At 32.0% G+C, this 25,642-nt stretch carries 29 protein-coding genes; 15 read left to right on the top strand and 14 right to left on the bottom strand.

Annotated elements, in window-relative coordinates:
- Window positions 1–105 precede the first annotated feature (105 nt).
- Complete coding sequence (locus SLH33_RS10710; RefSeq protein ID WP_320419096.1) at window positions 106–1,032, bottom strand: hypothetical protein; 927 nt, start codon at window positions 1,030–1,032, stop codon at window positions 106–108.
- Window positions 1,033–1,036: 4 nt separating this feature from the next.
- Window positions 1,037–1,588, bottom strand: coding sequence for a DUF6932 family protein (locus SLH33_RS10705; protein ID WP_320419095.1), 552 nt, complete (start codon window positions 1,586–1,588; stop codon window positions 1,037–1,039).
- A 126-nt stretch (window positions 1,589–1,714) separates the two neighbouring features.
- Here SLH33_RS10705 and SLH33_RS10700 point away from each other — a divergent pair, with 126 nt between their 5' ends.
- The 6 genes from SLH33_RS10700 to SLH33_RS10675 all read left to right on the top strand — a co-directional run bounded on the left by SLH33_RS10700 (window position 1,715) and on the right by SLH33_RS10675 (window position 9,946).
- A complete protein-coding gene (locus SLH33_RS10700) occupies window positions 1,715–4,843 on the top strand; it encodes a UvrD-helicase domain-containing protein (protein WP_320419094.1) in 3,129 nt (1,042 codons plus the stop codon).
- A gap of 48 nt (window positions 4,844–4,891) precedes the next feature.
- Window positions 4,892–6,088 (top strand): glycine C-acetyltransferase, encoded by a 1,197-nt coding sequence (gene kbl, locus SLH33_RS10695; protein WP_320419093.1) that lies wholly within the window; start codon window positions 4,892–4,894, stop codon window positions 6,086–6,088.
- A 117-nt stretch (window positions 6,089–6,205) separates the two neighbouring features.
- Entirely contained in the window at window positions 6,206–7,573 is a 1,368-nt protein-coding gene (locus tag SLH33_RS10690; protein ID WP_320419092.1) for an OmpA family protein, read from the top strand.
- A gap of 181 nt (window positions 7,574–7,754) precedes the next feature.
- Window positions 7,755–9,266: a F0F1 ATP synthase subunit beta gene (gene atpD / locus SLH33_RS10685; protein WP_320419091.1), complete on the top strand. Its 1,512-nt coding sequence runs from the start codon at window positions 7,755–7,757 to the stop codon at window positions 9,264–9,266.
- Window positions 9,267–9,288: 22 nt separating this feature from the next.
- Window positions 9,289–9,570 (top strand): F0F1 ATP synthase subunit epsilon, encoded by a 282-nt coding sequence (locus tag SLH33_RS10680; protein ID WP_320419090.1) that lies wholly within the window; start codon window positions 9,289–9,291, stop codon window positions 9,568–9,570.
- Window positions 9,571–9,664: 94 nt separating this feature from the next.
- On the top strand, window positions 9,665–9,946 hold the full coding sequence (locus SLH33_RS10675) for a twin-arginine translocase TatA/TatE family subunit (RefSeq protein WP_320419089.1): 282 nt from the start codon (window positions 9,665–9,667) through the stop codon (window positions 9,944–9,946).
- Between the two features lie 30 nt (window positions 9,947–9,976).
- Here SLH33_RS10675 and SLH33_RS10670 read toward each other — a convergent pair whose 3' ends face one another.
- The 4 genes from SLH33_RS10670 to SLH33_RS10655 all read right to left on the bottom strand — a co-directional run bounded on the left by SLH33_RS10670 (window position 9,977) and on the right by SLH33_RS10655 (window position 12,063).
- Window positions 9,977–10,618, bottom strand: a complete 642-nt coding sequence (locus SLH33_RS10670) for an O-methyltransferase (protein WP_320419088.1) — start codon at window positions 10,616–10,618, stop codon at window positions 9,977–9,979.
- Between the two features lie 110 nt (window positions 10,619–10,728).
- The gene (locus tag SLH33_RS10665) at window positions 10,729–10,992 is read right to left on the bottom strand and encodes a hypothetical protein (protein WP_320419087.1); all 264 of its coding nucleotides are present in this window, start codon (window positions 10,990–10,992) and stop codon (window positions 10,729–10,731) included.
- Between the two features lie 6 nt (window positions 10,993–10,998).
- Window positions 10,999–11,571, bottom strand: a complete 573-nt coding sequence (locus SLH33_RS10660) for a sigma-70 family RNA polymerase sigma factor (RefSeq protein WP_320419086.1) — start codon at window positions 11,569–11,571, stop codon at window positions 10,999–11,001.
- Between the two features lie 21 nt (window positions 11,572–11,592).
- Window positions 11,593–12,063 (bottom strand): nuclear transport factor 2 family protein, encoded by a 471-nt coding sequence (locus SLH33_RS10655; protein WP_320419085.1) that lies wholly within the window; start codon window positions 12,061–12,063, stop codon window positions 11,593–11,595.
- Between the two features lie 129 nt (window positions 12,064–12,192).
- On the opposite strand from SLH33_RS10655, the gene panB reads away from it, so the two are divergent.
- From panB to SLH33_RS10625, 6 genes are read left to right on the top strand one after another with little or no spacing between them, the layout of a single operon-like run.
- Window positions 12,193–13,011: a 3-methyl-2-oxobutanoate hydroxymethyltransferase gene (panB, locus tag SLH33_RS10650; protein WP_320419084.1), complete on the top strand. Its 819-nt coding sequence runs from the start codon at window positions 12,193–12,195 to the stop codon at window positions 13,009–13,011.
- A 6-nt stretch (window positions 13,012–13,017) separates the two neighbouring features.
- Window positions 13,018–13,956 carry a 2-hydroxyacid dehydrogenase gene (locus SLH33_RS10645; protein WP_320419167.1) on the top strand — a complete coding sequence of 313 codons (939 nt, stop codon included), beginning with the start codon at window positions 13,018–13,020 and terminating at the stop codon, window positions 13,954–13,956.
- A gap of 24 nt (window positions 13,957–13,980) precedes the next feature.
- Window positions 13,981–14,445 carry a DUF1801 domain-containing protein gene (locus tag SLH33_RS10640; RefSeq protein ID WP_320419083.1) on the top strand — a complete coding sequence of 155 codons (465 nt, stop codon included), beginning with the start codon at window positions 13,981–13,983 and terminating at the stop codon, window positions 14,443–14,445.
- Entirely contained in the window at window positions 14,442–14,831 is a 390-nt protein-coding gene (locus SLH33_RS10635; protein WP_320419082.1) for a VOC family protein, read from the top strand. The genes SLH33_RS10640 and SLH33_RS10635 overlap by 4 nt, the downstream gene beginning before the upstream one ends.
- 31 nt (window positions 14,832–14,862) lie before the next feature.
- Window positions 14,863–15,144 carry a TM2 domain-containing protein gene (locus SLH33_RS10630; protein ID WP_320419081.1) on the top strand — a complete coding sequence of 94 codons (282 nt, stop codon included), beginning with the start codon at window positions 14,863–14,865 and terminating at the stop codon, window positions 15,142–15,144.
- A gap of 33 nt (window positions 15,145–15,177) precedes the next feature.
- Complete coding sequence (locus SLH33_RS10625) at window positions 15,178–15,642, top strand: hypothetical protein (protein WP_320419080.1); 465 nt, start codon at window positions 15,178–15,180, stop codon at window positions 15,640–15,642.
- Window positions 15,643–15,685: 43 nt separating this feature from the next.
- Here the strand turns inward: SLH33_RS10625 and SLH33_RS10620 are convergent, their stop codons facing one another.
- Genes SLH33_RS10620 through SLH33_RS10610 form a run of 3 tightly spaced genes read right to left on the bottom strand, consistent with a single transcriptional unit; the run spans window position 15,686 to window position 19,264 of the window.
- Complete coding sequence (locus SLH33_RS10620) at window positions 15,686–17,491, bottom strand: lysophospholipid acyltransferase family protein (protein ID WP_320419079.1); 1,806 nt, start codon at window positions 17,489–17,491, stop codon at window positions 15,686–15,688.
- Window positions 17,492–17,538: 47 nt separating this feature from the next.
- Window positions 17,539–18,792, bottom strand: a complete 1,254-nt coding sequence (locus tag SLH33_RS10615) for an aspartate kinase (RefSeq protein WP_320419078.1) — start codon at window positions 18,790–18,792, stop codon at window positions 17,539–17,541.
- Window positions 18,779–19,264 carry a GNAT family N-acetyltransferase gene (locus SLH33_RS10610; RefSeq protein WP_320419077.1) on the bottom strand — a complete coding sequence of 162 codons (486 nt, stop codon included), beginning with the start codon at window positions 19,262–19,264 and terminating at the stop codon, window positions 18,779–18,781. The genes SLH33_RS10615 and SLH33_RS10610 overlap by 14 nt, the downstream gene beginning before the upstream one ends.
- Window positions 19,265–19,450: 186 nt before the next feature.
- Between SLH33_RS10610 and fbp the strand changes: the two genes are divergently transcribed.
- Together fbp and SLH33_RS10600 are read left to right on the top strand one after the other, a co-directional pair.
- Window positions 19,451–20,479 carry a class 1 fructose-bisphosphatase gene (fbp, locus tag SLH33_RS10605; protein ID WP_320419076.1) on the top strand — a complete coding sequence of 343 codons (1,029 nt, stop codon included), beginning with the start codon at window positions 19,451–19,453 and terminating at the stop codon, window positions 20,477–20,479.
- A 114-nt stretch (window positions 20,480–20,593) separates the two neighbouring features.
- Complete coding sequence (locus tag SLH33_RS10600) at window positions 20,594–21,202, top strand: superoxide dismutase (RefSeq protein ID WP_320419075.1); 609 nt, start codon at window positions 20,594–20,596, stop codon at window positions 21,200–21,202.
- 88 nt (window positions 21,203–21,290) lie between these two features.
- Here SLH33_RS10600 and SLH33_RS10595 read toward each other — a convergent pair whose 3' ends face one another.
- Both SLH33_RS10595 and SLH33_RS10590 read right to left on the bottom strand, forming a co-directional pair.
- Complete coding sequence (locus SLH33_RS10595; protein ID WP_320419074.1) at window positions 21,291–22,439, bottom strand: cystathionine gamma-synthase; 1,149 nt, start codon at window positions 22,437–22,439, stop codon at window positions 21,291–21,293.
- A gap of 39 nt (window positions 22,440–22,478) precedes the next feature.
- The gene (locus SLH33_RS10590) at window positions 22,479–22,934 is read right to left on the bottom strand and encodes a DinB family protein (RefSeq protein ID WP_320419073.1); all 456 of its coding nucleotides are present in this window, start codon (window positions 22,932–22,934) and stop codon (window positions 22,479–22,481) included.
- A gap of 40 nt (window positions 22,935–22,974) precedes the next feature.
- On the opposite strand from SLH33_RS10590, the gene SLH33_RS10585 reads away from it, so the two are divergent.
- Window positions 22,975–23,322: an arsenate reductase family protein gene (locus SLH33_RS10585; protein ID WP_320419072.1), complete on the top strand. Its 348-nt coding sequence runs from the start codon at window positions 22,975–22,977 to the stop codon at window positions 23,320–23,322.
- Here SLH33_RS10585 and SLH33_RS10580 read toward each other — a convergent pair.
- The 3 genes from SLH33_RS10580 to SLH33_RS10570 are packed head-to-tail and all read right to left on the bottom strand — an operon-like array spanning window position 23,319 to window position 25,619.
- Window positions 23,319–23,795 carry a DUF4252 domain-containing protein gene (locus SLH33_RS10580; protein ID WP_320419071.1) on the bottom strand — a complete coding sequence of 159 codons (477 nt, stop codon included), beginning with the start codon at window positions 23,793–23,795 and terminating at the stop codon, window positions 23,319–23,321. The two genes, SLH33_RS10585 and SLH33_RS10580, sit on opposite strands and share 4 nt — an antisense overlap.
- 53 nt (window positions 23,796–23,848) lie before the next feature.
- The gene (locus SLH33_RS10575) at window positions 23,849–24,841 is read right to left on the bottom strand and encodes a glycosyltransferase family 4 protein (RefSeq protein ID WP_320419070.1); all 993 of its coding nucleotides are present in this window, start codon (window positions 24,839–24,841) and stop codon (window positions 23,849–23,851) included.
- A 4-nt stretch (window positions 24,842–24,845) separates the two neighbouring features.
- Window positions 24,846–25,619 (bottom strand): hypothetical protein, encoded by a 774-nt coding sequence (locus SLH33_RS10570; RefSeq protein WP_320419069.1) that lies wholly within the window; start codon window positions 25,617–25,619, stop codon window positions 24,846–24,848.
- Between the last annotated feature and the right edge of the window lie 23 nt (window positions 25,620–25,642).

Raw genomic sequence — 25,642 nt, 5'->3', positions numbered from 1 at the left:
AATAGATATTTAAAAGCAGAATTTTTTGATTAAAGTTCTGCTTTTTCTCTTTTCTTGATTCTCACCTCTTGACTCTAAAAAATGTGCTTTGCATAAAAAGTATTTCTAAAATCCTTGTTTTAAAGATCTAATTTCTAATAATTCGTATTCTGTTTTTTCAAAACCGGTTTTGAAAGTAGTTTTATGTATTTTGAGATGTACTAAACATTCATTGTTTAAAAATGTTTTGTCATATCTAATGAGATCATCTTCAGTTAAGTCTGGGTTTATAAATCCAGAAATTTTTTTACCTAATTCATCTTGTATTTCAAACTTACCTGAATCGAGTAGTATGCCACGAAAAATACCAGTTACTATTTTTTCAGATTCATTATCAATTGTTTCAGAAACTCTTTGAAAAGCTTCCTTAATTTGCTTTTCTGTTATATAAATTCCAATTTCATTTGTTTCCATCTTTAGTATTGAGTTTTCTTCAGAAACTACTTCTAGGAGTTTTTTTAAATTACTCAAATTTCGTTTTGGAACTTTTTCAAAAGCCTTTTCAAACACATTATCGTTTTGTGCAGAACTAGCAATCAAATTGACAACTTGTTTTATTGCGTTTGAAACATCCATACTGTCAAATAAATCATTTGATTCAAGTTGAGATAATTCAATTCCAAAAGATCCAATAGGTAATGCTGTTAAAAATAAATCAGTATTTGCACTTTTTTTTGTTCTTCCTCTTTTACCTACTTTGCCAAATCTTAATAAAGTAGTTTGAGTCTTTACCATTTCTTGAAAAGGAGCTATTGTTTTACTTACAAAACCAGATTTGATACCTTTAGAGCCTTTAACGGCACTTCCGCTAAACAAAAGCTGTATTTTAGGTTCAGAGGTAATTTTTGGAAGTGATTCTAGTTCAGTCTCAAGAGCGTTTATTTTTTCTTTTAAACCTTCAGACATTAACGGATGATCAATTACCAATTCCAACATTCTTCTGCTGTCAACTAATTGTGCTTTAATATTTTCAATCTTTCTAAAAAGGCTCATAACTCTATAACGAATTTAGATAATTTTTAGCATGTTCGTCGTCAATAGGAGTATTTATTTCTAACTTTAAAATACCTTTCCAAATACTATTTCGATTATGAGTAAATAGTTGAAGCCAATATCGTGTCATTTCTACTGTAACATTTGGATTGTAAGTATAATCAACTGCATAATGATCCACTTTATATTTGTTTTTAGAAAGAGTAGGACTAATAAATTCAGGAAAATTAGCATTTAAATTAATTTGAACATTTTGAGGGATTCCTCCATAAAAAGTTACTGCATCTATATCTTTTGGAGGTCTGTTTTCAATTTTTTCTATGTCTTCTATAAAACTACCATCAATCCATTGAAATCCATGAATTATACCATTTTTGGTCATTTTTTTTCTAAAATCAATTAAACCTTTTAAAATTTCAATCCTTTCTTTGCTGGTCGAAAATTTATGACATAGTTCTAAAATAGTACAAGTATATGGTGATAAGTGTGTTCTTTGAGTTGGATTTCCTAGGTGTGGAGGTAAAACATTATTATGATCAAAATTTGGAATTGGCATTTCTTTCTTTTTAAATAGCTATTAGTTAGGCTAATATAAATAATTATTGATGTTTTTTATAATAATTCTGTTTTTACACCCTTTTGTTAAAGGTTAAAAAACTGTACTTTGCATAAAAATTAATCTGTGCAAAATCCATCAACTTTTCAGGTTTACAATGCATCTGCGGGTAGCGGTAAAACATTTACGCTTGTAAAAGAATATCTCAAAATTTTATTACAGTCAGAAGATATTTTCCGCTTTCAAAAAGTATTGGCAATTACTTTTACCAACAAAGCTGCTGGAGAAATGAAAGAACGTGTAATGAAAAATTTACACGAATTTTCTGAAGGAGAAACCAACGATTTGTTAGAGCAAATCCTGAAAGAAACTTCGTTAGACAGAACTGTAATTCAAGAACGAAGCAAAAAGATTTTAGATGCGGTTTTGCAAAATTATTCGGCGTTTTCCATCACTACTATTGATAGTTTTACACATAAGATCATCAAAAACTTTGCGTACGATTTAGGTTTAACGCTCAATTTTGAGGTAGAAATGGATGCGGTTTCGTTGCTCAACGAAGCGGTGGATTTATTGATTTCAAAAATCGGAACCAATAAAGAGTTAACCGAGTTGTTGATTGATTTTTCATTATCGAAAATTGATGAAGATAAATCGTGGGATATTTCTCATGAGTTAAAAGAGTTTTCTAAAATCTTATTGAAGGAAGATGATGTAAAACATTTTAGAAAGTTAAGTGATAAGACCATTGACGATTTTAACCAGTTACAACAAAAACTCAAAAAACATCAGCAAGAAATTACCAAACGATTAAAAGAAATTGGAGCAGAAGGATTGCAGGTAATTAAAACCATGAATTTAGATCATAAAGATTTTTATTATTCATTGTTGCCTAAGCATTTTGTGTCGTTAAAAAAGGATCCGATTTCAGCTAAATTTTTCGATCAAAATAAGTTGAGAGAACGTATTGAAGAAAACACGTTTTACTCAAAATCAAAATCTGAAGATATTAAAACTGCCATTGAAGGAATTCTTCCAACGTTATTAGGATTATACATGGAATCCGAGCAATTGTATCAGCAGTTATTAATGAATCAATTGGCGTTGAAAAGCATCATTCCGTTAGCGGTTTTAAACAATATCAATTTTGAGTTGAATTATTTAAAAGAAGAAAATAATATCCGTTTAAATGCTGAGTTTAATCAACTAATTTCTGATAATATTAAAGATCAACCTGCTCCATTTATTTACGAGAGAATCGGGCAGCGTTTTATGCACTATTTTATTGATGAAATGCAAGATACTTCGGTGTTACAATGGCAAAATTTAGTTCCGTTAATTGATAATGCGTTGGCGCAAGAAAATAGCAATTTGTTGTTAGTGGGTGATGGAAAGCAAGCAATTTATCGTTGGCGAGGAGGAAAAGCAGAGCAATTCATCAATTTAGGTTTGGAAGGAGAAGACGGAATGAATCCGTTTTTTATTCCGAAAGAAATAAAAGAATTAGAGCGAAATTATAGAAGCTATTCTGAGGTTATCAGTTTTAATAACGATTTTTTTCAGCATACAGCTAATTTCTTCCAAAATGAAAACTACAAAAAGTTGTTTGTTGAAGGAAACAAGCAATTAGAAAATGCTAAAAAAGGTGGATTTGTTTCGCTTTCATTTTTAGAAAAAGAAGAAGAGAAGGAAGAAGAAAAAGCAAAATATCCTAAAAAAGTGTTGACTAAGATCAATGAACTGAAAAAGGATTTTTCTCTAAATGAAATTTGTGTTTTAGTAAGAAAAAAGAAAGATGGAATTGCAGTTGCAAACTATTTATCAGAAAACGGAATTAATATAGTTTCTTCAGAAACACTGTTGCTAAAAAACAGTCCGAAAGTAAGTTTTATTACCAATTTGTTACAAATCATTTTGCATCCAAATGATGAAGAAACACGCTTTGAAGTGTTGTACTTTTTACATCATCATTTAAATGTACAAGAGGATGCGCACACGTTTTTAGATTCGTTGGTTAAAAAGACATTGCCACAAATTTTTGAGGATTTAGCCAATTTTGGAGTTTCATTCAATATAAATGAGTTTCATCAGCTTCCTTTTTATGAGAAAATAGAAGAAATCATCCGAGGGTTTAAATTGATAACTTCTTCAGATGCTTATGTGCAATTCTTTTTAGATGTGGTGTTAGATCAACAGCGAAAGGGAACCAGTATTCAAGAGTTTTTAGAATATTGGAACGACAAAAAAGAATCGTTAAGTATTGTTGCTCCTGAAAATTCAGATGCGGTAAGTGTTATGACCATCCATAAATCAAAAGGATTGGAGTTTCCTGTGGTTATTTTTCCGTATGACTTAGATATTTATCAGCAACTAAAACCTAAAGTTTGGTTTGATCAGTTGTCAGAATCGTTCAATGATTTTGATGAATTGTTGGTAGATTACAATAAAAACCTGAGTTATATAAATGATAGAGGTGCGGAAATTTATCAGCATCAACGAGAAGAATTGGAATTGGATAATTTCAATCTATTATATGTAGCGCTAACCCGTGCGGTTGAACAATTACATATTATTACCGAGAAACGATTCACACGAGAAGGAGAGAATACCAATTATTACTCGGGAATTTTCATCAATTTTTTAAAGAAAAAGCATCTTTGGCAAGATGACTCATTAGAGTATTCCTTCGGAAATGAAGAGCGAGTGAGTGTTAGGCAAGAAGTAGCATCTTCAGTAACACTGCAAGAGGAATTTATTTCTACACCTTGGCACGACCATAATATTGTAATGTTGGCAAGTTCCTCTAAGTTGTGGGATACCGAACAAGGAAAAGCAATCGATTATGGTAATTTGGTGCATGAGTTGATGGCTAAAATCATAACTAAGAATGATGTAGAGAAAGTTGTTGAGTTGTCTGAACAACAAGGAGAAATTCCGCAAGACAAATCATCAGAAATAAAAAAACAGATTTTCAATATTGTAAATCATGAACAATTACAATACTATTTCTCTGATGAGGTAGTCATATATAATGAAAGAGAAATTGTAACGGTTGATAATCAAATTATCATTCCAGATAGATTGGTGTTTGAAAACGAAAGCGTAACAATTATAGATTATAAAACAGGAAAACCCGATAAAAAATATCATCAGCAGGTGTTAAAATATGCACATGTATTACAATCCATGAATTTTAAAATCAATAAAAAATTGTTGGTTTATATAGATGATGAAATTTTAGTAGAAGAAGTTTAACCGAAAACTTTCAAACTTGTAACTTTACATTTTCAAACAACAAACAACATGTACGGTAAAATAAAAGAAAATTTACAAAAAGAGATTCAGGATATCAAAGATGCTGGATTGTATAAATCAGAAAGAATTATTACGTCTTCGCAAGACGCGGTGATTAAAATTTCTACCGGAGAGGAAGTAATCAACTTTTGTGCAAATAACTATTTAGGGTTGTCAAACAATCCAGAAGTGATTCAAGCAGCAAAAGACACTATGGATACTCATGGTTTCGGAATGTCATCAGTTCGTTTTATTTGTGGAACGCAAGATATTCATAAAGAATTGGAAGCAAAAATTGCAGAATTCTACCAAACAGAAGACACCATATTATATGCAGCGGCTTTTGATGCTAATGGTGGAGTTTTTGAACCGTTATTAACTGCGGAAGATGCAATTATTTCAGATAGTTTAAATCATGCATCTATTATTGATGGTGTTCGTTTATGTAAAGCGGCACGTTATAGATACAATAATAATGATATGGCTTCACTGGAAGAACAATTGATTGAAGCGAATAAAAACAACCATCGTTTTAAAATTATTGTTACTGATGGGGTTTTCTCTATGGATGGAATTGTAGCCAAATTAGATGAGATTTGTGATTTAGCAGATAAGTATGATGCTATGGTGATGGTGGATGAATGTCACGCTGCTGGATTTATTGGTAAAACTGGTCGCGGAACATTAGAGTTAAAGAATGTAATGGGGCGTGTTGATATTGTAACTGGAACTTTAGGAAAAGCTCTTGGAGGTGCCATGGGAGGTTACACTACAGGTAAAAAAGAAATCATTGAAATTTTACGTCAGCGTTCTCGTCCGTATTTATTTTCAAATTCATTAGCTCCAGCAATTGTAGGCGCATCATTAAAGGTATTTGATTTATTATCTAATGATACTTCTTTAAGAGATAAGTTAGAATTGAATACCAATTATTTCCGTTCAGAAATGGAAAAAGCAGGATTTGATTTGGTTGGAGCAGACTCGGCAATTGTTCCTGTTATGTTATATGATGCTAAGCTTTCGCAAGTAATGGCTGATAAACTTTTAGAAGAAGGAATATATGTAATCGGATTTTTCTATCCGGTAGTTCCTAAACAAAAAGCGAGGATACGAGTGCAATTGTCTGCGGCTCATGAAAAAGAACATTTAGATAAGGCGATTAAAGCGTTTATCAAAGTAGGTAAAGAGTTAAAGATTATTACCTAAATAAAGAATAAAAACTTGTTTTTTTCATAAGATTTTGTAGATTTGTTTTTGTAAATAAGTTTTTAGAACTTACATTTGCGTTATATATAAACGAACTTTTAATTTAAATTTTTGATAATGAAACAATTAAAATTAGCTATGTTAGCTATGGTTGCGTTCCTTACTGTTGGTACGGTAAACGCACAAGACGAAAACAATCCTTGGGCTGTGAGTTTTGGTATCAATACTATTGATGTTAGAATTCCAACTGAATTCGGAGACTACGCAAAGGATTATATCGGAACAGGTGAATGGGCAGACAATACATTGCCTTCTATTTCTAGAATTTCTGCAGAAAGATACCTAAATGATGGGTTTACTTTACAGTTAGCAGGATCTTTAAACAAAATTAAGACTTTCAGAACTAAAGATGACTCAGATTTATTATACTGGGCTGTTGATGCAAACGTAAAGTATGACTTAAACGGACTATTTGGTGAAACAGGATGGTTTGATCCTTTCGTTTATTTAGGTGGTGGTTATGCTGATATGGATGACTTAGGTGGTGAAGGTACTTTAAATGCAGGTCTTGGTTTCAATACTTGGTTTAATGACAACTTAGGTTTATCTTTCCAAACAGGAGGTAAAAAAGAATTTGCAGACAAAATTCAAGATCACTTCCAACACTCTTTAGGCTTAGTATTCCGTTTCGGAGGAAAAGATTCTGATGGAGATGGTGTATTTGATAAGAATGATGCTTGTCCAGATGTTCCAGGTTTAAAAGAATTCAACGGATGTCCTGATACTGACGGTGACGGAATCAAAGATTCTGACGATGCTTGTCCAGATGTTGCTGGTTTAGCTGCATTAAACGGTTGTCCAGATGCTGATGGTGACGGTATTGCTGATAAAGATGATGCTTGTCCTAACGACGCTGGTACAAAAGCAATGAACGGTTGTCCTGATACTGACGGTGACGGAATCGCTGATAACAAAGACAAGTGTCCACAAGAAGCTGGTCCAGCTGAAAATGGTGGATGTCCTTGGGGAGATAAAGATAATGATGGAGTTAAAGATAACGTAGATCAATGTCCAGATGTACCTGGTGTTGCTTCTAACAACGGTTGTCCTCCAAAGCCAGTAATTACTGAAGAAGCTACTGCAAAATTAAATGAGTTTGCAAGAGCTATTTACTTTAACTCTGGTAAATCTACTTTCCGTAGAGGTGTTACAGGAAAATTAGACATGATTGCTGAAATCATGAACGAATATCCAGAAGCAAACTTCAATATTGAAGGTCACACAGATAGTCAAGGTGCTGCTTCTTATAACTTAAATTTATCATCTAAAAGAGCTGCAGCTGTAGTTACTTACTTAATCGGTAAAGGAATTCCTTCTTCAAGAATCTCTTCTGCTGGTTACGGTGAAGATTATCCAATTGCTTCTAACGCAACTAGAGATGGTAGAGCTCAAAACAGACGTGTTGAGATTAAATTAAGAAAGTAATTAATTTAATTACACCATATTTTAAAGCCTCGCAATTGCGAGGCTTTTTTATTGTTTTATATTTTTAGTGAAAAATACATCGAAACGTTTTTAAAATTGTTTTAAAAAAATTACCTTTGCGCTCTGAAAAAGTGAGGTAAATATCACTCAATAAATAAAATAACTTAATTACACAAAAGTAATGTCTACAATAACAGGTAAAGTTTCTCAAATTATTGGTCCAGTTATCGATGTTGAGTTCAACACTGAAAATGCTGAATTACCAAAGATTTATGATTCATTAGAAATCAAAAAAGCTGATGGTTCAATCTTAGTTTTAGAAGTTCAACAACACATTGGTGAAAATACAGTTCGTACAATTTCTATGGATGCAACTGATGGTTTACAAAGAGGGCAAGAAGTAATTGCTACTGGTAATCCAATTCAAATGCCAATAGGTAATGATATTTACGGGCGTTTATTTAACGTAACTGGTGAAGCTATTGATGGATTAGGGAATTTACCAAAGTCTGGTGATGCTGGTTTGCCAATTCACCGTCAAGCTCCAAAATTTGAAGAATTATCTACATCTACTGAAGTATTATTTACTGGTATTAAAGTAATTGATTTAATTGAGCCTTATGCAAAAGGAGGTAAAATTGGATTATTTGGAGGTGCTGGAGTAGGTAAAACTGTATTAATTCAGGAGTTAATTAACAACATTGCAAAAGGACACGGAGGTTTATCTGTATTTGCAGGAGTTGGAGAAAGAACTCGTGAAGGAAATGATTTATTACGTGAGATGTTAGAGTCTGGAATTATCAAATATGGTGATGATTTTATGCATTCTATGGAAGAAGGAGGATGGGATTTATCAAAAGTAGATAAAGCTGGAATGAGAGATTCAAAAGCTACTTTCGTATTCGGTCAGATGAATGAGCCACCAGGAGCACGTGCTCGTGTAGCTTTATCAGGATTAACAATTGCTGAATATTTCCGTGATGGAGCAGGAGAAGCACAAGGAAAAGACGTTCTTTTCTTCGTTGATAATATCTTCCGTTTTACACAAGCAGGTTCAGAGGTATCAGCTTTATTAGGTCGTATGCCTTCTGCGGTAGGTTACCAACCAACATTAGCAACAGAGATGGGTGCAATGCAAGAGCGTATTACTTCTACTAAAAAAGGATCTATTACATCTGTACAGGCAGTATATGTACCTGCGGATGATTTAACGGATCCTGCACCGGCAACAACGTTTGCTCACTTAGATGCAACAACGGTATTATCTCGTAAAATTGCTGAGTTAGGTATTTATCCAGCGGTAGATCCATTAGATTCAACTTCAAGAATCTTAACTCCAGAAATTTTAGGTGCAGAGCACTATAATACTGCACAAAGAGTAAAAGAGTTATTACAACGTTACAAAGAATTACAAGATATTATTGCAATTTTAGGTATGGAAGAATTATCTGAAGAAGATAAGTTAGTAGTTCACAGAGCAAGACGTGTACAACGTTTCTTATCTCAACCATTCCACGTTGCAGAGCAGTTTACAGGAATACCAGGTGTTTTAGTTGATATTAAAGACACTATTAAAGGATTTAACATGATTATGGATGGTGAGTTAGATCACCTACCAGAAGCAGCATTCAACTTAAGAGGGTCAATTCAAGATGCAATTGATGCTGGAGAGAAAATGTTAGCCGAAGCATAATCAATAATTATCAATTAGAATTATGTTTTTAGAAATTGTAACTCCAGAAGCGGTTTTATTTTCGTCAGAAGTAACTTCTGTAGCAGTACCAGGTACAAATGGTGAGTTTCAAATGTTGAATAATCATGCGCCAATAGTATCATCATTGACTGCCGGAACTATTAAAATTGAAGCTTCAAATGTATCAATAGATGAGAAATTTGAAGATAAGTTTACAAAAACTAATGACGGAAGATTAAGTTTTGAGATCAATTCTGGAACATTAGAAATGAAAGATAATAAAGCAATTATTTTAGCTGATTAATTGCTTTACATCAATATTAAAAAAGCCAAACTAATTTAGTTTGGCTTTTTCATTTAACATTACTTTGAAGGTTAATTTATGTATCTTTGTACCTATGAATGTACCATTTTTATTTATTAGCGGACCTGAGATTTTTGTAGTCTTATTAATTGTGGTGATGCTTTTTGGAGCCGATAAAATTCCTGAAATAGCTCGTGGATTAGGAAAAGGAATGCGTCAGGTAAAAGATGCTACAAATGAAATTAAGAGAGAAATTAATGAGAGTGCACAAAAGCAAGGTATAGATACCGATTTGGTTTCAGATATAAACAAACAAGTAAATGAGGTTAAAGATAATATTGATGATTTAACCGGACCTATAAAACGAAATATGTAAAAAAAATCCCGAGAATTTTCTCGGGATTTTTTATTTTACTCTACTAATTGTTAATCCATCTCTAATGGGTAGTAATACAGTTTCTAAGCGATCATCTGTATTTAAAAGATGATTGTATTCTAATAAGACTTTAGTATCTATATCTTTTGGATCTAATTCTTCTACAACCTTTCCACTCCATAATACATTATCAGATAAAATTACTCCGCCTTTATTCATTTTATTTATTATCAAATGAAAATAATTGATGTAGTTTGATTTATCAGCATCAATAAAAACCAAATCGAACTTTGCATCAATCGTCGGAATGATATCAATAGCGTTACCTATATGTTGTATGATTTGATCTTTATAATCAGACTTCTGAAAATATTTATATTGAAGCTCTTCCAATTCTTCGTTTTTATCAATGGTGTGAAGCATTCCATTAGATTGCATACCTTCTGCTAAACATAAGGCAGAATAGCCTGTATAGGTGCCTATTTCAAGTATGTTTTTAGGTTGAATTAATTTAGATAGCATAGACAAGATCCTACCTTGAAAGGAGCCACTAAGCATTCTAGGATTTAAAACCTTCTGCCAAGTTTCTTTATTTAACTCTTTTAATAAAACAGGTTCTTGTTGTGAGTGTTTTATAACGTAATTATCAATTTTTTCTGGTAAAAAATGCATAAAAAAATAATTTATGCAAAAGTAAAAAAACGGAGTTTACTTTTAAGGTAAACTCCGTCTCAATCTAACAAAAAATCAAAAAAACGGTTTCATAAAAACCGAAAAAGTTGTTATATAGATACTTTTTTGAATTCTTCTTTTAGTATTTCTTTGTCTTTCTTTTTAAGACATTTAGTGCCATTTTTTATGTCAACAGATTTGCATTTATAAGCTTTGGTTAAAACTCTATTTTGTTTGGTATATAATGCACATACTTTACAAACTAGCAAATGCCATTTTAGTTTCATTTTTTCTGTAAAAGTAGCTTCATTATATTGTGCTTTATTACATATATGGTTAGCTTCTTCGCATTTAATGTTAAAAAAATTACCCATGCAATCTTATTTATTAAACCAATTTTGTTCTAAACACTCACGTAGTTGAGTGCGTGCTCTGTGTATGATAACCCATAGGTTTGACGGTGTTATACCCAGTTCCTTACAAATGTCTTCAGTTTCAAACTCTTGAATGGTCTTCATCCTAAATACCATAGCATGTTTTTCTGGAAGCTTATCAATACATTTATCTATTTGAGCTTTTAACTCATCATTTTCAATATCTTTTTCTGCTTCAGCATCCCATGATTGTGGTACGCGTTCTTCAATCCAACTTCCTTCATTATCACCATTATCATAAAAACTCATTCTCACTTCTGCTTTTCCTTTTGCAGAGTTTATTTTACGATAATAATCAATAATTTTTCGCTTTAAAATAGAAATTAACCAGGTTCGTTCTGTTGATTTTCCTTCAAAATTTTTAGCAGATTTTAAGCCTGCAAAAAAAGTGTCTTGAACCAAATCTTTGGCAATATCGTAATTATTTACCCTAGCAATAGCGTAATTAAATAAATAATCAGCATAATTATCAATCCAATTATCTGGGTGTAATAAATTTTGGTGGTTAGTGTTGCTCACGTTTTAAAGATACAATATATTTTAGTTAGAAGGATTACAATTGCTGTGTCTTCTCATATCAACAATGTAAATAATTTGCCATGTTCCATTGTTATTAAATAGCTGAAAAGAATTAGCACCACAATGACTAAAATTGTTATTGTAATAAAACTCGTAAGGAGTCCAAACTGAGGCTAGATTTCCATCAATTTTTATATCGTACAAAAGTAATTTTTCTAAATAAGTATCTTCGGGTTTTTTAGCAGCAATACTTGTTAATACTTTATCCTTAGTTTCAGTAACTAATACTTTCTTTCCTTCTTTATTAGTAAAAGTAGTTTGCATTTTTATAGAAGGATGTAAAGTTTTAACTACAATAGTACTGTCTCCTTTATGTAATCCTTCAAAAAAAGTATCTATAGTTTTTTTAATAGCTATTTCTTCGGAAGTTGCTTGAGCATTTACCATAAAGTTAACCACTAATACGGCTACTAGAGTAATTATACGCTGCATAGTTTTTTGTAGGTTTGATGACTATAAAACTATAGAAAATATAATGGTGAAAAATTAAATTAACAGAAGATTAACGTATAAAACCTATTGCTAAAATACTTATTTTTACAATTCAATAAAAACAAACCAATGTCAACAGCAAAAAAGCAATATAAAAGAGTTACCGTAAAATCGTTGGTAGATATGAAAGCTAACGGTGAAAAAATATCTATGTTAACTGCCTATGATTATACTATGGCTAAAATAGTTGATAGTGCAGGGATTGATGTCGTTTTAGTAGGTGATTCAGCATCAAACGTTATGGCAGGACATGAAACCACATTGCCTATTACGTTAGACCAAATGATTTATCATGCTAGTTCGGTAATTAGAGCTGTTGAGCGTTGTTTAGTAGTGGTTGATCTACCTTTTGGTACCTACCAAGGAAATTCTAAAAACGCTTTAGATTCTGCTATTAGAATTATGAAAGAATCAGGCGGACATGCAGTTAAACTGGAAGGAGGAAGTGAAATTGGCGAATCTATTTCAAGGATTTTAACCGCAGGTATTCCAGTAATGGGACACTTAGGTTTAACACCACAATCTATTTATAAATTCGGAACCTATACAGTACGCGCCAAAGAAGAAGAAGAAGCAGATAAACTTAAAAAAGATGCTAAATTATTGGAAGAATTAGGTTGTTTTGCCATTGTATTAGAAAAAGTGCCTGCTAAGTTAGCCAAAGAAGTTGCGGAGAGTATTTCTATTCCGGTTATTGGTATTGGAGCAGGAAATGGTGTTGACGGTCAGGTATTGGTAATGCATGATATGTTAGGGATGACACACGAATTCAATCCGCGTTTTTTACGCCGTTATTTAGATTTACATACAGAAATGACGAATGCTTTTAAACAATATATAAAAGACGTAAAGTCATTAGATTTTCCTAATGATGATGAGCAGTATTAAACGATGATGAAAATTCTTCACATAGATACAAATCATCCTTTATTACTAACTCAACTTAATGAGTTAGGTTTTGTAAATGATGAAGATTATACTTCTTCTAAACAAGAAATTGAAGCAAAAATAGGTAGTTATGACGGTATCATAATTCGTAGTCGATTTACAGTTGATAAGCAATTTTTAGACAAAGCAACTAACCTGAAATTTATTGGTCGTGTAGGTGCTGGATTGGAAAATATAGATTGTGAGTATGCCAAGAAAAAAGGAGTGTATTTAATTTCTGCTCCAGAAGGTAACCGCAATGCTGTAGGAGAACATGCATTAGGAATGCTATTGTCTTTATTCAATAAGTTTAACAAAGCAGATGTAGAAGTGAGAAATGGCAAATGGTTGCGAGAAGACAATAGAGGAATTGAGCTTGATGGTAAAACAGTTGGACTGATCGGTTACGGAAATATGGGAAAAGCCTTTGCTAAAAAGCTAAGAGGTTTTGATGTAGAAGTAATCTGTTATGATATAAAACCGAATGTTGATGATGAGAATTGTAAGCAAGTATCTTTAGAAGAATTGCAACAAAAAGCAGATGTGCTAAGTTTACATACTCCACAAACAGAACTTACCATAAATATGGTAAATTCTCATTTTATTAATGTGTTTGCCAAACCTTTTTGGTTAATTAATACTGCTAGAGGAAAATCGGTAGTAACTAAAGATTTGGTTAAAGCCTTACGATCAGGAAAGGTTTTAGGAGCAGGTTTAGATGTTTTAGAGTATGAAAAATCATCATTTGAAAATTTATTCACTGAAGAAAATTTACCGGAAGCTTTTCAATATCTAATAAATTCTCAAAATGTACTGTTAACTCCCCATGTAGCTGGTTGGACGGTAGAAAGTAAACAAAAACTGGCACAAACTATTGTAGATAAAATCAAAGCAAAATTTTGTTAACTTGTAGCTTCAGAATTCATAAATATGAAATACGAAGCATCTACACCAGAAGAATATATTAGTCAAGTTCCTGAAGAAAGGAAACCGGTATTAAAAAAGTTAAGAAACACTATAAAAAAGAACTTACCCAAAGGATTTGAAGAAGGGATACAGTATAACATGATAGGTTATTATGTACCACATTCCATTTATCCAGATGGGTATCATTGTACTCCTAAAGAACCTTTACCGTTTATGAGTTTTGCTTCTCAAAAAAACTCTATCAATCTATATCATAGCGGTATGTATGCAATTCCAGAAATACATAATTGGTTTGTAACCGAATATCCAAAGCATTCAAAACGAAAGTTAGATATGGGTAAAAGTTGCGTCCGATTTAAAAAAATAGATGAAATTCCGTTTGATTTAATTGCTGAATTATGTACTAAAGTATCAGTTGAAGATTGGATTAAAGTATATGAAAACAATATTAAAAACAGAAAAAAATGAAAAAAGGTAAAGTAACAGGAGTAGGTGGAGTTTTCTTTAAGACAGAAGATCCAAAAGCTACTAAAGAATGGTATAAAAAGCATTTAGGATTTAATACAGATGATTGGGGTTGTACTTTCTGGTGGCAAGATGAAAAAGGAAACAAAGCCTCAACACAATGGAGTCCGTTTGCAAAAGATACTAAGTATTTTGAACCATCAAAAAAAGACTTTATGTTTAATTATAGAGTTGAAAATTTAGTTGAATTGTTAGCAGAACTAAAAGAACAAGGAGTAACAGTAATAGATAAAGTTGAGGAATTTGATTATGGAAAATTTGGTTGGATACTTGATTTAGAAGGAAATAAAATTGAGCTTTGGGAGCCAAAAGATGAAGCTTTTTTATAAATTTAACAAAATAAATTATAAAATTCTAACTATGAACATAATAGATGAAAACGGAAAAACGGTACCAAATGTTGAAAGTAAAAGAATCATAACTGGTATTTTAGCTATCTTTTTTGGTTCCTTAGGAATTCACAAATTTGTATTAGGCTACACTACACAGGGCATTATTTTATTAGCACTCACTGTAATTACTTTTGGGGTGGCTAGTGCATTAACAGGGTTAATAGGGCTAATAGAAGGAATTATTTATCTGACAAAGAGCGATGATGAGTTTGTGTACACCTATCAAATCAACAAAAGAGCATGGTTTTAAACTTGTGTATAACCCACTTAAAATTTCAATAAAATGTCTGAAGAAAAAAAGAATTTAGAAGAAAAAGCACACGATGCAGCAGAGAATGCTAAAAAAATAACATCTAATGTGGCTAATGAAGCAAAAGAAGCTTTTGATAATGTTGCTGACAAAGCAGGAGATTATGCAAAAGCAGCTGAGGAAAAAGTTTCAGAATTTGCAGGTGAAGCAGGAGAAAAAATAGCTGATTTTGCAGATGATGCTAAAGAAGCATTTACAGAAGCAAAAGAGAAAGTAAATGAAATGCTTTCAAGTGAAGAAGTACAAAAAGCAAAAGCGAAGGCTAATGAATTTGCTCATGATGCGAAGGAAGCTCTAGATGATGTTGGAGAAAAAGCAGCAGAAATAGCGGGAGAAGCGGGAGAAAAACTTGCTGATTTTGCAGAAGATGCAGCTGAAGAATTGAAAGAAGCTAAAGGAAAAGCTAAAAATTTCTTCCAGCGGTTATTTAGAAAGTAAGAAATTTATAAGACAATAAAAAAGCGACCATTTGGTCGCTTTTTTATTTATTGCTTTCTTCTAAAGCTTTCTTTTCTAGTTCCGCCTGAAATTCTTCTAAAACAGGTTTTACAGTGCTTTCAGGTAAATCAGCTACTTTAATATACATTAATCCATCAACAGAATTATTGAATTTAGGATCTACATTAAAAGCCACCAAACGAGCATTTTGTTTAACGTATTTTTTAATTAAAACAGGTATTCGTAAAGCACCAGGTTCTAACTCATCAATAACTTTATCAAATTTTTGCATATCAGCTTCTGTAGCATCAAAAACAAAATCCTTATCACCATCCTTTAATTTTACTTTAAATTCTTTCTTCGGGTGAATGTATTGTGCTACATACGGATCATAATAATGAGATTTCATAAACTCAATCATTAAAGATTTTGAAAAATCAGAAAATTGATCACTTATACTTACGCCACCCATTAAATATTTATATACAGGGTAACGAAGCGTAACATGCACAATACCTTTCCATAATAAGAAAAGAGGCATGGGCCTTTGTTGGTATTCTTTGATAATAAAAGCACGTCCCATTTCAATGGTTTGTTCCATCATTGGGTGTAGCTCTGGTTCAATTTTAAATAACGTTTGAATATAAAAACCATTAATTCCATAACGTTTAAAAATTTCTTTACCTAACCCCATACGATAAGCGCCCACAACTTTATTCGTGTTATTATCCCACAAAATTAAATGATGATAATATTTGTCAAACTTATCTAAATCTAAAGAATTATTAGTTCCTTCACCAACTTCTCTAAAGGTTATTTCACGTAAACGACCTATTTCATGTAAAATATTAGGTATTTCTTTAGCAGAAGAAAAAAACACTTCATAATTTTTACTTTCTAATAAACGTTTGCCTCCATCTCTTAGATCATCAATTTCTTTTACAAAGAGCGTAGGGTTTTTTTGTGAACTAATTTTTTTTACTTTTTTGGGTATTTTTAGGTTTTGAGTCGACAAAATCTTCTGAGTTTTATCAAAAGGATTTGCCAGCATATATGTTTTCTTACGTAAAAATTCTGAAAAAGCAGGAATTTCAGAATATGTATTTTGATCTTCAATAGAAATAGGCCTTCCAATTCGAACTTTAATTACGCGTTTTTTTTGAGATAATAATTCTGATGGTAATTTTGCGGTTCTTAAAGTATCACTTATACGAGATAAGAAATAAAATAATTTACTGTTTTTAGCGTGAAAATAAATTGGAATTACGGGTACTTGTGCTTTTTTAAGCAAACGTACAGCACCTTCTTCCCATGGTTTATCTACCATTAATTTTCCATCTCTATAAGTAGAAACTTCACCGGCAGGAAACAACCCTAATGGTTTTCCTTCACGTAAATGAAGCAATGCACTTTTTATTCCTGCCACACTTGATTTTGCATCTTTATGATTTTCAAAAGGGTTAACAGGCATTACATAGGGCTTTAAAGGCTCAATTCTATGTAATAAAAAGTTAGCTATAATTTTATAATCAGTTCTGTGTTCTAATAGTAATTTTAATAATAAAATACCATCAATACCTCCCAAAGGATGATTTGAAATAGTAATAAAAGGACCGTCTTTAGGAATACGTTTTAAATCTTCTTCGGGAATTTCAAATTCTATTTGAAACTCATTTAACAAACCATTTAAAAATTCTAAATCCTTTTTATGTTTGTGTTTATTGTAAATGTCGTTAGCAGTAGATATGCGTAGCACTTTTAACAATAACCAACCCATAAAAGTTCCGAAAATTCCGAACTTATCAACATTAATTGCTTTCGCAACTTCTTTAGATGAAACTAAACCCATACGTTGTCATTAGAGGTAACTGCAAATATAGGAGAAAAATGTTTTGGTTATACGTTTTCTTGTATTACTAATTGTGCAGTTTCTGTATTAATTTGTCTAATAACAGGCCTCCCTTTTTGTTTAATACTTTCAATAGCATCATTATCAAAATGTCTTATAGTGTAAAGGGTAGCATTTTCGTAGGATTTAATAGTGTAAGAAGATGTTAAATCGTTTAAAAAATGCTGATAGTTATTAAATTTATCTTCCACACAAACAGAAAAACTGATTGCGGAATTCTGAATTAGATTCACTTTGAGTTTATACTGATGTAATTTTTTGAATACATGACTAATATTATCTTCCACCATAAAAGAAAAATCTTTTGCAGAAATGGAAATCAAAATCTGATTTTTCTTTACAATAAAACACGGAATCATTGGCTCAATTCCTTCTGAATTTGAAACCTGAGTTCCTTCTTGCTGCAAATCATCAAAAGAACGAACAAAAAGCGGAATTTGTTTCTGTTCTAATGGTTGAATGGTTTTTGGATGTATAACAGATGCTCCATAAAAAGCCATTTCAATAGCTTCGGTATACGATATGTTCTTTAGGAGTTCGGTTTGCTCAAACACACGCGGGTCTGCATTTAATACTCCGGGAACATCTTTCCAAATAGTAACACTATCAGCATGTAAACAATAGGCAAAAATTCCTGCGGTATAATCAGATCCTTCTCTACCTAAAGTAGTAGTTTTTTCATCATAAGCTCCTAAAAAACCTTGTGTAATATTAAGTGTTGAAGGATCTACTTTTTTAGTGATAATGTCTTTGGTTAAATCCCAATAAACTTTAGCATCTCGGTAACTACCATCGGTTTTTATGTACTCACGCACATCTAACCAATTGTTTTTTATTCCAATATCAGATAAGTAGTCGCTAACAATAGTAGTTGAAATTAACTCACCAAAACCTACCATTTGGTCATAAATATAATTGTAATCTTCAGAGGTGTTGGTAGCCATAAAACCACTTAGTTCTCCAAAAAAGTAGTTTACTTTGTTGTAAACTTCATGCTCTTTTTGAAAAAGACCGTCCATCATTTCTTGATGAAAATCTTGAACAAAAGCAAGTGCTTCTTTAAGATCTTCTTTCTTATAGCAATAGGCTTCAACAATGCGCTCAAAGGCATTGGTCATTTTTCCCATTGCCGAAATAACTACTAAGGTATTTTCTGTTCCTTCGTGTTGTAACACACGAGCTACATTTTTAACAGCATCTGGATTTTTAACTGATGCTCCACCAAACTTAAAAATTCTCATTAATAAACTTGTCTAAATTTTGTTCATTCATATGTACTACACGCCAATCGGGTAACACATTTGCTCCTGTACTTTCATAAAAATTAATGGCGTTGGTATTCCAGTCTAACACATCCCAAGCTACTCGTTTGCATTCATTATCGTGAGCATGTTTTAAAACAGCTGTATACAAAGCTTTACCGGCACCAATTCCTCGCTTTGATTCGCGCACCATTAAATCTTCTAAATGTATGGTTGTACCTTTCCAGGTAGAATAACGTTCGTAAAAAAGTGCCATTCCTATAATTGTTCCATCAGTTTCTTCAGCAACAAATGTTTTAAACTTAGGTTGGTCAGAAAAACCATCGCGAAGCAAATCATCCGTTGTTAATTCTACTTCATTAGGTAATTTTTCAAATATGGCTAATTCAACAATTAAATCTAAAATGGCTTGAACGTCTTTTTTTTTGCCTGTTCTAATACTAAAACTCATACTTTTAAATTTAGCGCAAAGATACTTTTTATAATAGGTTGTTAAAGTAAATAAGAAATTACAACACATCCAATTTGATTTGTTGAAAATTTTAAGTAAAACAATTAAAATAAAACAACGAAAACGTTGTAGTTGCCTAAAAAAGTTGGCATCTTTGTGGCGCAACACAAAAAAAGTATATGCTATATGTCTAAGCAAAATCAAACATTAGGCGAGTTTATTATAGAAAACCAAGCCTATTTTAAATACACTTCGGGTGAGTTATCACGTTTAATTAATTCTATTCGATTGGCTGCCAAAGTGGTCAACCATGAAGTAAATAAGGCAGGATTGGTTGATATTATTGGCGCTGTAGGAGAAACAAATATACAAGGAGAGGATCAGCAAAAATTAGATGTATATGCCAATGATAAATTTATTCAAACCTTAATAAACCGAAATATTGTATGTGGTATTGCTAGTGAAGAAGAAGATGATTTTATAACAGTAAATAGTCAAGATGAAAATCATCAAAACAAATATGTGGTTTTAATTGATCCGTTAGATGGTTCATCAAATATAGATGTAAATGTTTCTGTAGGTACCATTTTTTCAATTTATAGACGTGTAACTCCTGTAGGCACTCCTGTAAAAAAAGAAGATTTCCTGCAAAAAGGAAATCAACAAGTAGCTGCGGGTTATGTGGTGTATGGAACATCAACAATGATTGTATACACAACAGGTCATGGTGTAAACGGTTTTACATTAAACCCTGCTATTGGAACCTTTTATTTATCACACCCTAATATGCAATTTCCAGAAGACGGGAAGATTTACTCGGTAAACGAAGGAAATTATATTCATTTTCCGAAGGGAGTAAAAAATTATATTAAATATTGTCAGGAAGAAGAAGGAGATCGTCCGTATACTTCAAGGTATATAGGTTCTTTAGTGTCCGATTTTCATAGAAATATGATTAAAGGAGGTATTTATTTATATCCGAAAAGTTCCAAAAATTCTAACGGTAAATTACGTTTGTTGTATGAATGCAATCCTATGGCATTTTTAGCAGAACAAGCTAACGGAAAAGCCAGCGATGGTTTTACAAGAATATTAGATATTGAACCGACAGAATTGCATCAACGTGTTCCTTTTTTCTGCGGAAGCAAGAACATGGTAGCAAAAGCAGAAAGTTTTATGAAAGAGTTTTCTGACGATGAAAAACCACAATATTAAAGAATAGTTATTTTTTATACATTCATAAAAATCAAATAGGACTAACGGTTGTTAGTCCTATTTTTTTATGGTAAATTCGTATTCAAAAGATTTATTAACCAAAAAACATAAAAAATGGCTTTTAAGTTACCAGAATTAGGCTACGCTTACGATGCGTTAGAGCCTCATATTGATGCTAGAACTATGGAAATTCACCATACAAAACACCATAACGGATATACAACTAAACTAAATGCTGCAATTGAAGGAACTGATTTAGAAGGAAAATCAATTGAAGATATTTTAGAAAACTTAGACATGAGTAATAGTGCTGTTAGAAATAATGGAGGCGGGTTTTATAATCACTCATTATTTTGGTCAGTGATGAACCCAGAAGGAAAAGGACGTTTATCAGGAGAGTTAAAAGATGCTATTGAAGCAGAGTTTGGTTCTTTTGATGCTTTCAAAGATGCTTTTTCTAAAGCAGCAGCTACTCAATTCGGTTCAGGTTGGGCATGGTTATGTGTTCATAAAGGAGGAAAAGTTGAAGTATGTTCAACTCCAAATCAAGATAATCCATTAATGTCAGGTGTTACCTGTGAAGGAACTCCAATTTTAGGATTAGATGTGTGGGAACACGCATATTATTTAAACTATCAAAACCGTCGTCCGGATTATATTGAAGCATTTTTCAATGTAATTAACTGGAACGAGGTTGAAAGAAGATATGCTGAAGCTAAATAATTAGCATATTTTATACCCTTATAATTTAAATTAAAATCCCGCAACTTTGCGGGATTTTTAGTCTTATGTCTTGAATCGAAACGGTCTTTTATCTATCCAGAGCTTGCTCTAAATCTGCTAATAAATCATCAATATCTTCCACACCAACACTCAAACGGATTAAAGAGTTGGTAATCCCTATTTTTAAACGTTTAGATTCTGGGATTGAAGCATGTGTCATCGTTACAGGATGATTCACTAAACTTTCTACCCCACCTAATGATTCTGCTAAGGTGAAAATTTTTGTGCTTTCTAAAAATTTAAAGGTAGCTTCTTTACTTTCATCTTTTAAACGGAAAGAAACCATGCCTCCAAAATCATCCATTTGCTTTTTAGCAATATCATGATTTGGATGATTTTTTAATCCGGGATAATACACTTCACCAACTTTAGGATGATTTACTAAATACTCAGCCACAACACGACCATTTTCACAATGACGTTGCATACGTAAGTGTAATGTTTTTATGCCGCGAAGCGCTAAAAAAGCATCCATAGGAGCTGCAATAGCACCCGCTGCAAACTGAATGAAATGTAAATCTTTGGCTAAATTTTCATCTTTTACCATTAATGCTCCCATAACCAAATCGGAATGACCACCTAAATATTTAGTGGCAGAATGCATAACAATATCTACTCCCAAATCTAACGGGCGTTGTAAATACGGAGTTGCAAAAGTGTTATCTACCGCAACTAAAATATTGTTGTTTGTTGCTTTTACGGCTTTGGTGATAGCAGCAATATCTGCAATTTTCATTAACGGATTTGTTGGAGTTTCAATCCAAATTAGCTTAGTGTTAGATGTAATTGCGTTGGTAACATTTTCAATTTCATCCATGTTTACAAACAGAAATTTCAGTCCGTATTGTTGAAATAAGCGAGTGAACATTCGATACGTTCCGCCATACAGATCATCGCCAGCAATTACTTCATCTCCTGGATTTAATAAGCGTAAAACACAATCGATAGCCGATAATCCAGATGAAAAAGCAAAACCGTGTGTTCCGTTTTCAATAGCTGCAAAAGCGTTTTCTAAAGCCGTACGCGTTGGATTTGCTCCACGTGAATATTCATATCCTTTATGAACTCCTGGACTTGATTGTGCATACGTTGAGGTTAAAAATATGGGAGGCATTACAGCACCCGTTGCTTCTTCGTGTTTTTGACCGCCATGTATGGTTTTGGTATTGAACTTCATTATGAATAATTTCTGATTAGGCTTAAAATTTAGGATGCTTTACACCAATTTTGCAAGAGACATTATAACGCCTAAATGCAAGCCTTCATGTAAATTGTTGAAAGCAATAGCATCTTTTATAGAAGTTAATACAAATCCTGTACTTGTTTGATATTCATTATATAGTTTAAAAATACCTGCTTCATAATCTTCCTGTAAAGTATCAGGTAAGCCAATAAATAATTCTTTTACTTCTTCAAATTCTTCTTCCGACATTTCTTCCGAAGGAAAAGTTCCTTTTCTATATTTATCAATCAAATCATCAGGAATTAAGCATTGTAATCCGGATAATTTATAGTGCAACAATTGTTGTGTTACTAATAGATGAGTAAAGTTCCAGATTATATTGTTTTTAAAACCTTCAGGAATAGTGTGTAATTGGTCAAGAGTTAGATTTTGTATAGTTTTTAAAACTAATTCTCTTGATTTTTTTAAAACATCGAATTCGGTTGTCATTTTGTTGTTATTTTAGCGATGATAAAGATACTTAATTACCATGAAGAAAGTTTATTTTTTACAAACTTGTGATACTTGTAGAAGAATTTTAAAAGAAGTGAATTTAGAAGGATTTGAAAAGCAAGAAATAAAAATGAATCCTGTAACAGTTGCTCAGTTAGAAGAAATGTATTCGTATACTAAAAGCTATGAAGCACTATTTAATAAACGTGCAAAACTGTACAGAGAAATGGGGTTAAATGATCAAAATTTAACAGAAAAGGATTTTCGTCAGTATATATTAGATGAGTATACGTTTTTAAAACGACCCGTTTTTATTGTTGATGATGAAATTTTTGTTGGAAACAGTAAAAAAACAGTTGACAGTCTAAAAGCGAAGCTTCTTTAATTAGAAGCTACGCTATTATTTGATTCTATTTTACCTAAGATAGTTGCAAATTCCTCTTTGGTAAGATTAGTTTTTAAGGCTACAAAAACGAGTTCAGATGTGCTATGCGCTTTGATAATAATTTCTTTAATTCTATCTTTACGCTCAATAAAGTAGATGTCAACTTTTTCTCCGTTGTCTTTTACTTTAATTAAAGGTTTTAGTTTGTTTTCTTTTGCAAACTGATCAAAGTTACTTCCAACAGAACTTTGATGATTTTCAAAAACTAAAATTTTATAGTTTTTGGCTTTCTTTACTAAATCGTCTAAATCTTCATCCTCATCAGAAATAAAAGCATTAGCAATAAAAGCAGGTAAGTTAATACTGAATTCTGATTTATGTTTATTGGCTTTATAGAAAGTTTTAAATGTTGCGTCCTGCGCAAAAGAATTTAAAGTAAATAAGCTGAAAAGTACAATGGCTAAATGTCTCATAATAATAGTAGTTTTTATCTAGAGACGAGGCAAAATATTTTTTGTTACAGTTATTATTGTTTGTATACTTTTTCTAGCAATTCAGCTTCTTTTTTAGCGCTCCAGTTCTTTATGATTTCGTTTCTTGCATCATTACCTAAAAGCGGTAATTTACCTGAAATTACATCATTTAATATTAAACTAAGTTCTTGATAATTGCCAGCTTCGAACAAATACCCTGTTTTTTTATGATTAATAAGGCTTGAGTGAATTCCAACTTCTTTGGTGGCAATGGTAGTTATACCACAACTCATAGCTTCAGCACAAACTAATGAAAACCCTTCAGAAAAAGACGGAACAACAACTATTTTTGCTGATTGGTAAAAAGAGATGATATTAGAAGTTTCATCAATAAAATATACTTGAGACGAAATTCCGTTTTCAGTAACAAGGTTTTGAAGTTCTTTTAGATAGTCTTCTTTATCAATCTTGCCTACAATTACTAATGCATAATCAGGGTTACTTTTTAAAATAGATACAGAAGCTTCTAGTAATACTTTTTGTCCTTTAGCTTTTCGAACTCTTCCTGCACAAAGAATATAGTTTTTTTGTTGAATAGGTTCAGGGATTGATGTATCTGTTTTGGGTATAAAAAGATTGGTATCTACTCCGTGAGGGATTAAAACATTATTGATTCCAATTAGATCACTCATTTTTTGGGTGAGTGTTACTAAGACATTTGATTTTTTAAATAAGTAAAGCGAAAGCTTTGACGGAAAAGTTTCAGCATGCCTTGTTGATACCATTTTAAATTTAGCCCCTAACAACCTAAAAAAAAGCATTCGTAACATCTCATTATTACGATGGCAATGAACGGTTACTTTTTTATCTGAGAATAATAATTTAAGTAGTTGAGAGGTAGAAATTCTATCTCCTTTAACATTGTAACCATATATGTAGGTGTTAAAACTGGTTGATAAATATGGTAAAATGTTCTCTATACTTCGAGTTACTCCTGTTCTTCTTTTATGAAAGTGTGTATGAATTACAATTGGTTTTTCTAACATGAAGCTATGCAAATCTACGTTCTATAATTTCAATAAGGCGTGTTTCGTATTCTTCTTTTTCAGTCCAATCATAATCGGGTTTTACCATTTTTGAAATAAATTTTTTGGCTTCTTTTTCTGTATTGAAAGTATTTAATTGAGAAATAACTCTGTTGAAATCTTCTTGATTACCATCAAATAAATTTTTTACAAAAGCAATTCTATCATTCAATCCTATTTGAATAGTATCTTGAGTTTGATCATTTACTGTTTTTTTAGGCTCTACTTTTTGAAAAAGATCAGCCATAACATCTACCGATATGGTGTCTTTTAACTCGTCTTCTAAAGTGGGAGTTTTAGTTTCTTCAATAAACTGAGCTTCGTCTTTATGTTGCGGATCATTAAAGAGTAATCCTTCTAGTTCATCAAAAGGCTGCTCTATAATTTCTTCAACTTTTGCAGATTCTTTAGGTTCTTCAATAATCGTTTCTTCAACAAGATTTTGTGTTACTTCAACCGATTCTTCAACTATATTTCCAACCTCTACAAAAATTTCTTCTTGCTGTTGGTTTTCTGTCTCTTTTTGAGCTTCAGCTAAAGCAATTTTTTCTAGCAACTCTTCTTTAGAAACTTCAGCATTAGGAGTCGTGTTAATATATTCTTCAACATAGGCTAGTACAGAAAGCTTTTCATAAACTTCATAGGCTTTTTGTTTCAAAGCATGCACATCATCTTTATTTTTCATTTGTAAAATACTGTGTGCTAAACTGGTTAAGTCAGATGCTAATTTTTTGTGCATAAGTTATAATCGGTTTTTATTTT

Origin of the sequence: Tenacibaculum sp. IB213877 (genome assembly GCF_034043975.1) — a bacterium.
Classification (GTDB): Bacteria; Bacteroidota; Bacteroidia; order Flavobacteriales; family Flavobacteriaceae; genus Polaribacter.
This window is presented reverse-complemented; position numbering and strand designations above follow the sequence as displayed.

Excerpts from the sequence above, each read along its gene's own strand:
- SLH33_RS10710 (WP_320419096.1), bottom strand. The coding sequence starts at position 1,032 with ATGAGCCTTTTTAGAAAGATTGAAAATATTAAAGCACAATTAGTTGAC.
- SLH33_RS10705 (WP_320419095.1), bottom strand. The coding sequence starts at position 1,588 with ATGCCAATTCCAAATTTTGATCATAATAATGTTTTACCTCCACACCTA.
- kbl (WP_320419093.1), top strand. The coding sequence starts at position 4,892 with ATGTACGGTAAAATAAAAGAAAATTTACAAAAAGAGATTCAGGATATC.
- SLH33_RS10690 (WP_320419092.1), top strand. The coding sequence starts at position 6,206 with ATGAAACAATTAAAATTAGCTATGTTAGCTATGGTTGCGTTCCTTACT.
- atpD (WP_320419091.1), top strand. The coding sequence starts at position 7,755 with ATGTCTACAATAACAGGTAAAGTTTCTCAAATTATTGGTCCAGTTATC.
- SLH33_RS10680 (WP_320419090.1), top strand. The coding sequence starts at position 9,289 with ATGTTTTTAGAAATTGTAACTCCAGAAGCGGTTTTATTTTCGTCAGAA.
- SLH33_RS10675 (WP_320419089.1), top strand. The coding sequence starts at position 9,665 with ATGAATGTACCATTTTTATTTATTAGCGGACCTGAGATTTTTGTAGTC.
- SLH33_RS10670 (WP_320419088.1), bottom strand. The coding sequence starts at position 10,618 with ATGCATTTTTTACCAGAAAAAATTGATAATTACGTTATAAAACACTCA.
- SLH33_RS10665 (WP_320419087.1), bottom strand. The coding sequence starts at position 10,992 with ATGGGTAATTTTTTTAACATTAAATGCGAAGAAGCTAACCATATATGT.
- SLH33_RS10655 (WP_320419085.1), bottom strand. The coding sequence starts at position 12,063 with ATGCAGCGTATAATTACTCTAGTAGCCGTATTAGTGGTTAACTTTATG.
- panB (WP_320419084.1), top strand. The coding sequence starts at position 12,193 with ATGTCAACAGCAAAAAAGCAATATAAAAGAGTTACCGTAAAATCGTTG.
- SLH33_RS10645 (WP_320419167.1), top strand. The coding sequence starts at position 13,018 with ATGAAAATTCTTCACATAGATACAAATCATCCTTTATTACTAACTCAA.
- SLH33_RS10640 (WP_320419083.1), top strand. The coding sequence starts at position 13,981 with ATGAAATACGAAGCATCTACACCAGAAGAATATATTAGTCAAGTTCCT.
- SLH33_RS10635 (WP_320419082.1), top strand. The coding sequence starts at position 14,442 with ATGAAAAAAGGTAAAGTAACAGGAGTAGGTGGAGTTTTCTTTAAGACA.
- SLH33_RS10630 (WP_320419081.1), top strand. The coding sequence starts at position 14,863 with ATGAACATAATAGATGAAAACGGAAAAACGGTACCAAATGTTGAAAGT.
- SLH33_RS10625 (WP_320419080.1), top strand. The coding sequence starts at position 15,178 with ATGTCTGAAGAAAAAAAGAATTTAGAAGAAAAAGCACACGATGCAGCA.
- SLH33_RS10620 (WP_320419079.1), bottom strand. The coding sequence starts at position 17,491 with ATGGGTTTAGTTTCATCTAAAGAAGTTGCGAAAGCAATTAATGTTGAT.
- SLH33_RS10615 (WP_320419078.1), bottom strand. The coding sequence starts at position 18,792 with ATGAGAATTTTTAAGTTTGGTGGAGCATCAGTTAAAAATCCAGATGCT.
- SLH33_RS10610 (WP_320419077.1), bottom strand. The coding sequence starts at position 19,264 with ATGAGTTTTAGTATTAGAACAGGCAAAAAAAAAGACGTTCAAGCCATT.
- fbp (WP_320419076.1), top strand. The coding sequence starts at position 19,451 with ATGTCTAAGCAAAATCAAACATTAGGCGAGTTTATTATAGAAAACCAA.
- SLH33_RS10600 (WP_320419075.1), top strand. The coding sequence starts at position 20,594 with ATGGCTTTTAAGTTACCAGAATTAGGCTACGCTTACGATGCGTTAGAG.
- SLH33_RS10595 (WP_320419074.1), bottom strand. The coding sequence starts at position 22,439 with ATGAAGTTCAATACCAAAACCATACATGGCGGTCAAAAACACGAAGAA.
- SLH33_RS10590 (WP_320419073.1), bottom strand. The coding sequence starts at position 22,934 with ATGACAACCGAATTCGATGTTTTAAAAAAATCAAGAGAATTAGTTTTA.
- SLH33_RS10585 (WP_320419072.1), top strand. The coding sequence starts at position 22,975 with ATGAAGAAAGTTTATTTTTTACAAACTTGTGATACTTGTAGAAGAATT.
- SLH33_RS10580 (WP_320419071.1), bottom strand. The coding sequence starts at position 23,795 with ATGAGACATTTAGCCATTGTACTTTTCAGCTTATTTACTTTAAATTCT.
- SLH33_RS10575 (WP_320419070.1), bottom strand. The coding sequence starts at position 24,841 with ATGTTAGAAAAACCAATTGTAATTCATACACACTTTCATAAAAGAAGA.
- SLH33_RS10570 (WP_320419069.1), bottom strand. The coding sequence starts at position 25,619 with ATGCACAAAAAATTAGCATCTGACTTAACCAGTTTAGCACACAGTATT.